The 9,778-nt window shown below is 55.0% G+C and carries 6 protein-coding genes; 5 read left to right on the forward strand and 1 reads right to left on the reverse strand.

Annotated features, from left to right (window positions below; all coding sequences use genetic code 11):
- Positions 1–11: 11 nt before the first annotated feature.
- On the reverse strand, positions 12–965 hold the full coding sequence (locus GOV53_RS18745) for a helix-turn-helix domain-containing protein (protein WP_170469312.1): 954 nt from the start codon (positions 963–965) through the stop codon (positions 12–14).
- A gap of 246 nt (positions 966–1,211) precedes the next feature.
- Here GOV53_RS18745 and GOV53_RS18750 point away from each other — a divergent pair, with 246 nt between their 5' ends.
- The 5 genes from GOV53_RS18750 to GOV53_RS18770 all read left to right on the forward strand — a co-directional run bounded on the left by GOV53_RS18750 (position 1,212) and on the right by GOV53_RS18770 (position 9,713).
- The gene (locus GOV53_RS18750) at positions 1,212–3,569 is read left to right on the forward strand and encodes an arylsulfatase (protein WP_170469315.1); all 2,358 of its coding nucleotides are present in this window, start codon (positions 1,212–1,214) and stop codon (positions 3,567–3,569) included.
- Positions 3,570–3,669: 100 nt separating this feature from the next.
- On the forward strand, positions 3,670–5,241 hold the full coding sequence (locus tag GOV53_RS18755) for a DUF1214 domain-containing protein (protein ID WP_170469318.1): 1,572 nt from the start codon (positions 3,670–3,672) through the stop codon (positions 5,239–5,241).
- 112 nt (positions 5,242–5,353) lie between these two features.
- Positions 5,354–7,279 carry a DUF3604 domain-containing protein gene (locus tag GOV53_RS18760; protein ID WP_170469321.1) on the forward strand — a complete coding sequence of 642 codons (1,926 nt, stop codon included), beginning with the start codon at positions 5,354–5,356 and terminating at the stop codon, positions 7,277–7,279.
- A 105-nt stretch (positions 7,280–7,384) separates the two neighbouring features.
- The gene (locus GOV53_RS18765; RefSeq protein WP_170469324.1) at positions 7,385–8,848 is read left to right on the forward strand and encodes a sulfatase-like hydrolase/transferase; all 1,464 of its coding nucleotides are present in this window, start codon (positions 7,385–7,387) and stop codon (positions 8,846–8,848) included.
- Positions 8,849–8,906: 58 nt separating this feature from the next.
- Entirely contained in the window at positions 8,907–9,713 is an 807-nt protein-coding gene (locus GOV53_RS18770) for a hypothetical protein (protein WP_170469327.1), read from the forward strand.
- Positions 9,714–9,778 lie beyond the last annotated feature (65 nt).

The raw sequence follows: 9,778 nt of genomic DNA on the forward strand, positions 1-9,778 counted from the left end.
AGACAACAGCCTTAGTTCACCCGATGGGTGTGCGAGGGCAAGTGTCCGAAAAGTTGTTTGTATTGATTGCTGAAATGTCCGAGATGCAGGAATCCATGTTCGGCGGCGACACGCTTGATCTTGGTTTCCATCGGGTCTGAGTTTTTGAGGACTCTGTAGACTTGGTTCAGCCGAACGCGACGCAGCCAAGTTGCGGGCGAAATCCCGGCTACATCCTGGAAAGCGTAGTGTAACGAGCGAAGGCTGATCCCCAAATTTGTACAAATGTCAATCAGCCCGAGGACCTCTGGAAAATCAGCTAGGGCAAGGTCTGTTGCTTTTTGAACGATAATGCCCTGTTTCGACGGCGGAGAAGGAACCAAGAATTCGTTGAAGGATTCTAACAATGTCCACAAGAACTGTTTTTTGAATTGGTCTACTTGAGCAGCATACACGGCATGGTCTTTTGGGGAACAGGATTTAGTTTTTTGCAGAAGGCTTAGGCCCCCGCGTTTGATCCTATCGGCCTTCGCCTGATTCAATACAAGGTTTCCATGGAGTCGGTGAGATAAGTCAATTCCCCCGGAAAGCGCGATCAAAATCGCCTGAACCTCTTCCATGGGGAATGATAATACTAAGCTGTCCCAAGTGTCGTCGGAAACGAGTTGAGCCTCTAGATAAGGCGACTGCATTACAACTGAGGTTTGCTCAACACTGCTGCCGAGCCAATTCACAGAGTTCGTAGACCCCAGCGGCAGTGCAAAGCCATACCCACCCGGAATGCCAACACCTCTGTACCTCATTTTGCGCCCCCACTTCTCGCGCATCACCTGAGTGGTGCCAACTTCCGTCAGTTCCATGCTCCCGAAAAACTGTCCCGGTGATAGCTGAGTGTACTCCTGGTCCCACGCCGATGCAGCCACTTGCAGGTCCTCGAAATCGGTCGTTTCGTAGGTCGAGTGCTGCATGAAAGGCAGAGTCTTCAATGGTCTCGCTCCTTTTCTCAACTATTTCGAAACCGAAATAAATTTGCATAAGAGAATACTCGAAAGGGTGAATTTCTGAAGCCCGATTGCACTTTTGGGATAGTAAAAGCTGCTGCGTGCCCGGTTCGGTCTGTGCATCATAGGGGGACTACGGATCCGCTGATGTTCCCTGAAGGAGTCAATTTTTCCGACCCAGATGGCCTCGGCGACCAGAACCGACAGATCAAGAAATTAGGAGGCAATCTAATGAAAGCTGGGTTCATTTGTTTGTTAGCTGGGTTACTCACGTTGGGTGGTCTGCCTGCTGCTGTGCAAGCAGACGACAAAGACCATTGGGACCGTTCCGTTTTACCGATACCCATGACCGAGTTCCGTGGTCATGCCGGGTTGCGAACCAACGAGTCGACGTTGGATTTTCCAAGACAGGTTACGGCCCCCAAAGGCGCTCCGAACATTCTCCTGATCATGCCGGATGATGTGGGCTTTGGGGCCAGTGTGCCATTCGGCGGGCCGGTTCCGACGGAGGCGTATGAGCGTCTGGCACAGGATGGGCTGCTGTTCACGCAGATGCACACCACGGCACTGTGTTCCCCAACTCGTTCTGCGCTGATCACCGGTCGCAACCACCATTCCAACGCCACCGGTGTGATCATGGAACTGGGAACCGGATTCCCGGGTTACAACTCGCTGATGCCGAAGGAGAACGGCTCCGTTGCCGAAATCCTAAAAGGCAACGGCTACAATACGGCTTGGTACGGTAAGAACCATAATGTGCCGGATTGGCAATCCAGCCAGGCCGGTCCGTTCGATCTGTGGCCAACAGGGCTGGGCTTTGAACAATTCTTCGGCTTCATCGGCGGCGACACCAGCCAGTTCACGCCGGCAATCTTTGAGGGCACCAAACCGGTCGAACCACCGAACACCGAGGACTATCACCTCGACGAGGATATGGCCGACCGTGCGATCAACTATATCCGCGAACAACACGCGCTGGCGCCCGACAAACCCTTCTTTGTCTATTATGCTCCGGGAACGAGCCACGCGCCGCACCATGCGCCGAAAGCATGGATCGACAAGTTCAAAGGTCAGTTTGACATGGGCTGGGATTCCGTCCGCGAGCAGACCCATGCCAACATGCTGGAAATGGGGATCATTCCCCCAGGCACAAAACTGACTGAACGCCCAGCGGATATTCGCGCCTGGGATTCACTGACGACCCAGCAGCAAGAGCTCTACGCCCGTATGATGGAAGTCTACGCAGCCGCGCTGGCGCATATGGATCACCAGATCAACCGGATCCTGGATGCGGTCGAGGATACAGGCGAATTGGACAACACGCTGGTCATCTACCTAATGGGCGACAATGGAGCGAGCGCCGAGGGCAGCCCAGACGGTCTGTTGAACGAGATGACCATGTTCAACGCCATCGAAGTGCCTTTCGAGGACACCTATGCACGGATGGACGAGCTGGGTGGGCCGAATACCTTTGGTCACTTCCCGGTCGGATGGGCGCACGCTATGGATACGCCGTTCCAGTGGACCAAGCAGATCGCCAGCCACTTTGGCGGCACACGCAATAGCATGATCATTCGCTGGCCTGCCAAGATCGAAGGCAAAAGAGAAGTGCGTGACCAGTTCCACCACGTGATCGATATCATGCCGACCATTCTGGAGGCCGCTGGCCTGCCGGCACCGCATTCGATCAATGGTGTGGCGCAATCTCCCATCGAAGGCACCAGCATGATGTATGCATTCAACGATGCCGAAGCCCCATCGACCCGTCGCACGCAGTACTTCGAGATGTTCGGCAACCGTGCCATATACAATGATGGTTGGGTCGCGGCGACTACACCGTTCGACGTTCCTTGGGCCAGTCTGAACAGACCTAGCGATGTAATTAATGACTGGGAGTGGGAACTCTACCACGTGGCCGAGGACTTTTCCCAGTCCAACAACGTGGTGGATCAGTACCCGGAAAAGCTGAAAGAACTACAGATCCTGTTCTACGGCGAGGCGCGAAAATATGATGCCTTCCCGATTGATAGCCAACGCAAGCCGCGACTAGACGTGGCCCTTCGCCCCAGCCTGACTTTGGGTCGCGATACGTTCACGTACTACGACAACATGAAGCGTATACCTGAAGGCACCGCGCCTGATTTCAAAAACAAGTCGCACACGATCACGGCGCATGTCGAGATTGGCGAAGGGGACACTGACGGCATGCTGGTGACTCAAGGCGGTCGTTTTGGTGGATGGGCGCTCTATGTGCTCGACGGCAAGCCGGTCTACACATACAACGTTGCCAATCTCGAGCGGTACAACATCGAAGGCGATGTGCTGGCACCGGGCAAACATGTCATTCGCTACGATTTCGAATACGACGGCGGCGGGCCTGGCAAGGGTGGCACCGGCAAGTTGTTCGTAAATGACACTCTCGTTGGTGAAGGCCGGATCGACCGCACCATGGGTTTCCGCATTTCGCTGGACGAGACCTTTGATGTTGGCTCGGACGCGGGTGAGCCTGTGAGCGAAAGTTACCATGTGCCGTTCGACTTCCCGGGTGGGATCGAAAAGGTTGTGGTCAACCTTGATTTGGGCGGCTGATTGATCAGGCACCCGCCCGAAAGAAATGCATCTCTTGGGCGGGATCTTATTCCTTGGCCAGTCAAACTGGCCAGTTGCCCCTTTGTTGGAGGTTTAGATTATGAAAGCTAAAATCTTATTGCTGGTGTCGGCTCTCACGAGCTTTGCCTTTTTGGGCACACATGCAGTAGCCGAAGAGATGCGGCTGTCTGACATTCAAAGCGATGACGAGTTCTCCGCAGCGATGCCGGTCACGGGATCTGTCGAAACCTTCTTTGGTGATTTTGATCTCGAACACAGTTTTCCAACGGAAGAATCTGCTGCTCGGATTTATGAGTTGATCGACCACCAACGAGCCGCACAGCTGTATCTGTGGGCCTTGCCAATCGTAGCGCAGGAACGGCTTGCCCAGAATTACTTCAACAACTTCGACTTTGACTACGGTGATTTCGTACGGATCGAGTCGTTTAACGAGCGTCGCGGATACCTGACTGCGAACGAAACTACAAACTACGCCTTGGGTCTGCTCAACACTAAGGGTGCCGCGACTGTGCTGGATGTCCCGCCGGGGATCGTCATCGGCATGGTCATCGACATGTGGCAGGAATCTCCGACGGATATTGGCATCTTCGGACCGTTTGAAGGCAAAGGCGGCAAGCACGTCATTGTAGGCCCGAACACGCCACAACACATGCGACCCGACCAGAAAAAGCTTGGCGATGACTTCCAGGTTCACGAGATCGGAACAGACCGGGCCGTCGTTCTGGCTAGAGTGGCCGGAGCGGATGTGGATACAGTGCAGAAAACCTGGAACCAGATTCAGATGTATCGCTACGGTTCCGAACCGGCCACGACGGTTCACCCCGGCGGGGACAAGTTCCTTCCGACGATTCAGCCTCGTGGCATGGCATTCTGGAAAGTCCTGCACGCCGCTATCAACAATGAGCATCTTGCCGAACGAGACCGCCTGTTCATGTATTGGCTGCGGTCTCTTGGCATCGAGAGAGGGAAGCCGTTCGAACCGAACGAACGTCAAACAGCGGCGCTGCTGGACGGGGCCAAGGTGGGCGAGATGATGGCCAAGTCCTTCGTGTTCAGCGAACGTCTGGATGGCGTTTTGCGAGAGTTCGACTGGCGCTACGTGCTCGGCGGGGAATGGGGTGACGGAATCAAGTACGATCAAAGCACTCAGAACTTTGACATTTTTGATCCCCGGGCCCGGTATACCTACGAGGCGCAATTGACCTCACCTTCGATGACCGTACCCCGGCCCGGGAAAGCGCAGGGATATGTCGCCAAGTTCGAAGACTCGAATGGAGAGCGGCTCAAGGGCGAACAGCGATATGTTATGCTGTTTGACCGAGAACCAAAGACAGACTTGTTCTGGTCGCTAACGATCTATGATCCTGACACACGTGTTCTTTTGGACAATCGCGGGCTTGAGTCTGGAGATGATGTGACCATCGACAGTCTCGAGCACAAACCGAGAAAGAACGAGGACGGGTCCTTTGCCGTGATGTTGGGGCCGGACGCCGCTCCGAAGGGGTGGGAAACCAACTATGTCCGTACACTACCAGGCCGGGGCTGGTTCCCGTATATCCGGGCGTACGGGGCACATGCCGAGTTCTTTGACGGCACCTACCAATTGCCAAACATCCACCGGGTCGAGAATTTCGACGAATACACGAAGTGATACAAAACTGCCGCCTGCGATAAGGCATCCGCCCGTCGTGGCACCGAAACTCGCGTACTTGAGCAAGAGACGCCACAGGAGAAATGTCACTAAGAAGTCCGAGGAGAATGCTATGAACAGACTGACTTCGAGCCTAGTTTCCTTAGGCCTTGTAGCAGGTTTAGGAACCGCAACTGCCGCACAGGACCGGGAAGAAGGTCTTGGCTACGGTACACTTGATCCCGCTGACGTCGGTGTGAACACCCCAGACTATTCACCTTTTGTCGACCAGCACATGCCTAATCAGGTGTTCTGGGGAGACACCCACCTCCACACGTCGTATTCTATTGATGGCGGTTTTTTTGGAAATACTTTGGATCCAGGCGATGCCTATCGATTTGCCCGTGGTGAAGAAATGGTATCTAGCACTGGTAGCCGCGTTAGGCTTCATCGGCCTCTGGATTGGTTGGTTGTGGCTGACCATGCCGAGTATTTCGGGCTGGCGGACATGCTGGCCAAAGGCGATCCGGTCATTCAAGAAGATCCGGTAACCGCGCGCTGGTACAAGATGCGCCAAAGCGGCGATCCGGATCAGGGAATGCAAGCTTTCTATGAGGTTGTGGACTCCGCTGCCCGACTAGAAAATCTGGTCGAAAACCCTTCGATTCAGCGTACGGCTTGGGATAAATCAACAGCCTACGCTGAACAGTATTATGACCCCGGTGTGTTTACGTCGATCATTGGGTTTGAGTGGTCGTCCTCCTCTAACGGCAACAATCTGCACCGAGTGGTTATGTTCCGCGATGGTGCGGATCGCGCTGGCCAGATTATTCCCTTTGCAACCTTTGATTCGGACGATCCTGAAGACCTTTGGGATTGGATGGAAGCCTACGAGAACAACACAGGAGGGCGTACTCTTGCGGCCGCGCACAATGGCAATTGGGGCACCGGGTTGATGTTTTCTGACAACCGCAACAATGGCGAACCGCTAGATGAATCCTATGCTAGGAAGCGGATGCGCTTTGAACCGATCTACGAGATGACGCAGATCAAGGGGGATGGTGAAACTCATCCGGCCCTCTCGCCAGATGATCGCTGGGCCGATTTTGGCACTTGGGACAAAGGGGACCTTGGTGGGCGCAATCGGATCACGGAAGAGATGTTGCCGCATCAATACGCACGATCTGCCTTACGACTTGGTCTGAGACATGAGGCAACCTTAGGCACCAACCCGTTTAAGTTCGGCATGATTGGTTCGACTGATGCGCATACCTCTTTGGTCACTACCCGCGAGGACAACTTCTTTGGCAAAAACCCTCCGGCTGAACCGGATCCGGGTCGCTGGAGCCATGTCTTCATGAAGGGCGAACTGGAGGGAACCGATTACTACAACTGGGAAACTCTGGCTTCCGGCCTGACCGGTGTCTGGGCTCGCGAGAATACCCGGGAAGCGCTGTTTGACGCGATCAACCGCAAAGAAGTTTACGCCACTACAGGGTCGCGCATAACCGTGCGGGTCTTCGGTGGTTGGGACTTCAAAGTAGACGAGGTGGAACGGCCCGATTTCGCTGAGCGTGGCTATGCCGCAGGTGTGCCGATGGGGGGAGACCTGACAAATGCGCCAGCCGACGAGGCACCAACCTTCATGGTACGCGCCCTGCGTGATCCAGATAATGCGAACCTAGACCGGCTACAGATGGTCAAAGGCTGGCTTAATGCAGATGGGACAACCTCGGAAAAGGTTTACGACATGGCCTGTTCTGACGGTCGTACGATTAGCAATCATGCCTGCGACAGCGATGTTGGCAACACGGTGGATATCGCCAACGCCAGCTATACCAATACCGTTGGTGATCCGATGCTGGCTGTGGTTTGGACCGATCCGGACTTCGATCCTTCCCAGCGCGCCTTTTACTATGTTCGCGTTTTGGAGATCCCCAAGCCGACCTGGCAAGCTCATGACGCGAAGTATTATGGCATCGAAATGGCGCCAGAGGTTCCTATGATCTTGCAGGACAGGGCCTACACCTCGCCGATCTGGTACACCCCTGAAGGTTGAGCGCAAATGGAAGCGTGGGACAGGACCCGCGTTTCCGCCAGGATAGTGATGACAACTCTGTCGAGCCAGCGGCATCAACTTTTCAAACCTCAAAAGGGGAACACTATGAAACTGCGCTATGCGGCTATATTTGTCGGGATTTTCTTTGCATTTGCCTCGACTGCTGCCATCGCTCAGCAACGTCTCAATGTTGTGTTGATGCTGGCCGACAATCTCGGGTTCGGTGATCTCAGTGTTTACAACGGTGGCACCCGGGGCGGGATGCGCACCCCACATATCGACCAGCTTGCCTCCGAGGGCCTGCGACTGACGCAATTCATGGTGGAACCGGGCTGTACTCCGTCGCGGGCGGCATTGCAGACCGGGCAGTATTCCATCCGCAACGGCATGTCCCTGGTGATCGCGCCCGGGGCCGGTGGCGGGTTGCAGGAAGATGACGTCACCTTGGGTGAGTTGTTCAAATCAGTCGGCTATGACACGACCTATGTCGGCAAATGGCACTTGGGTCCGCAGGCTGTCAGCCAGCCACAGAACCAGGGTTTTGATCAATGGCTGGTGGGATTTTCCGGCACGAGCGACAGTTCCGCCTACAGCACAAATATCAAGGCGCTTGGTATGTCGGATGCCGAAGCAGAGGCATACGGTGCGAAGATCATCGAGGCCAGGGGGCCGGGCGAAACCTCCTTTGTGCGGCCCTATGATTTCGAATACCGCAAACAGATCGAAGGTGACATTGCCACTACGGCTGCCGCCTACATCACGGAGCAAGCCAAGGCGGAGGCCCCATTCTTCCTGATGATCGGGTGGACCCGGCCACACTTCCCTAATGACACAACCGACGAATTCATGGGCATGTCTGGCGCTGGCAAATACGGCGACTCGGTTATGGAATTGGACATTCGCACCGGCGAGGTTCTGGCTGCTATCGATCAGGCGGGCATCCGCGACAACACAATGGTAATCTGGATTTCGGACAATGGTGCGACGGTGACCGCAACGTCTTTGGACGAAGTGCATCAGGGCGACAACGGGCCATTCAGAGGGGAATTGGGGGACGCCTACGAAGGCTCAATCCGCACGGCGGGCATGATCCGGTGGCCGGGAGCAGTCGAACCAAGGGTCAGCAACGAGATGTTTGCCATTCACGACTTTTTCCCGACACTTGCCAACTTGATTGGCGCAGATATCCCAACCGACCGCCCCATTGACGGAGTGGACCAATCTGATTTCTTGCTTGGTAACTCGGACACATCGGCCCGCGAAAGTCTTATCACCTTCATCGGCGACCGCATCGCCGCCGTTCGCTGGAGGCAATTCCGTTTTTATCCGTTCGAAGTCGGGGTTACCGAAACCAACCCGGCTGTAGGCGGCTACATGGGTGCGATCACCGATACCGCCGGCTTCCCGCAGATTTTTAACATCGAAGCGGACCCAAAGGAACGAGTGAACTTAGCTCATGCCGGCGCAGGCTGGGCGATGGCGCCTTATCTGCAAATCATCAACACCTATCTCGCCACGCTGAAGGATCACCCCAATCCGTCGCCGCCGAATATGACGGACTTTAGGTAAATCAAACCCACAGCACTAAAACGGCGGCGTTTGTACCCTGTTGGAAAGGAATTGGTATATGACTTCTTCTAGGTATTTTTCAATTTTCAGGGTGTTGGTTCTTGCCACTCTGACTGCATTAGCTCTGCACTCGGAAGAAGCCGCTGCGCAGAACGCAGAAGCACAGGCAAACAACCCGCTGGCCGACATAACGGCGTTCAACATTCAGAACTACTACATCGACGAGTTCACCGGGCCGGGAAACCAATCGGGAAACCAGTTTGTATTGCGCTATGCCAAACCCGTGCAATGGGGGAATTCCAAATGGCTGATCCGCGCCTCGCTGCCGTACAACAGCTTCCCGGTCGGCACCGGGGGATCGACCGTCAATGGGATCGGTGATTTTGACATTTTTGCCGCCTACCAGATAGATACCGGCAACCCGGCAATCAGTTTTGCGGTAGGACCGCAGGTTGTCGCGCCAACGGCGACCGACAATCGGCTGGGATCGGATCAATGGCAGCTGGGCATCGCCAATGTCTATTTCAATGCCACATCGCCCAAGTTCCAGTACGGATACCTGCTGACCTGGCGTGGAGGGGTTGGCGATACAAAAGGCGGGCCCCGTGTCAGCTTGGGCGCCTTCCAGCCTTTTGCCTTCTACCAGTTGGGCAACGGCTGGTACACGGGCGGTGCGCCTATCTGGACATACAACTTCCGCAACAACAACTACTCTGTTCCCCTGGGCATTCGCTTGGGCAAAGTCGTCAAGCGTGACAAGACCGTCTTCAACCTGTTTGTAGAACCGCAATGGTCGGTTCGCGACAAGGGCGCTGGCCAACCAAAGATGCAGGTCTATTTCGCCCTAAACATGCAGTTTCTTTGATCCTCCAAACTTAGGGTCAGGACTCATAGCCAGTAAATAACGAGGGCTGCGAGGGCGATGGCTGA

The organism is Ruegeria arenilitoris, assembly GCF_013035315.1.
GTDB lineage: Bacteria > Pseudomonadota > Alphaproteobacteria > Rhodobacterales > Rhodobacteraceae > Ruegeria > Ruegeria arenilitoris_D.

What these genes read in the sequence shown, in the direction of transcription:
- GOV53_RS18770 (WP_170469327.1), top strand. Translation starts at nt 8,907, where the DNA reads ATGACTTCTTCTAGGTATTTTTCAATTTTCAGGGTGTTGGTTCTTGCC.
- GOV53_RS18755 (WP_170469318.1), top strand. Translation starts at nt 3,670, where the DNA reads ATGAAAGCTAAAATCTTATTGCTGGTGTCGGCTCTCACGAGCTTTGCC.
- GOV53_RS18760 (WP_170469321.1), top strand. Translation starts at nt 5,354, where the DNA reads ATGAACAGACTGACTTCGAGCCTAGTTTCCTTAGGCCTTGTAGCAGGT.
- GOV53_RS18765 (WP_170469324.1), top strand. Translation starts at nt 7,385, where the DNA reads ATGAAACTGCGCTATGCGGCTATATTTGTCGGGATTTTCTTTGCATTT.
- GOV53_RS18750 (WP_170469315.1), top strand. Translation starts at nt 1,212, where the DNA reads ATGAAAGCTGGGTTCATTTGTTTGTTAGCTGGGTTACTCACGTTGGGT.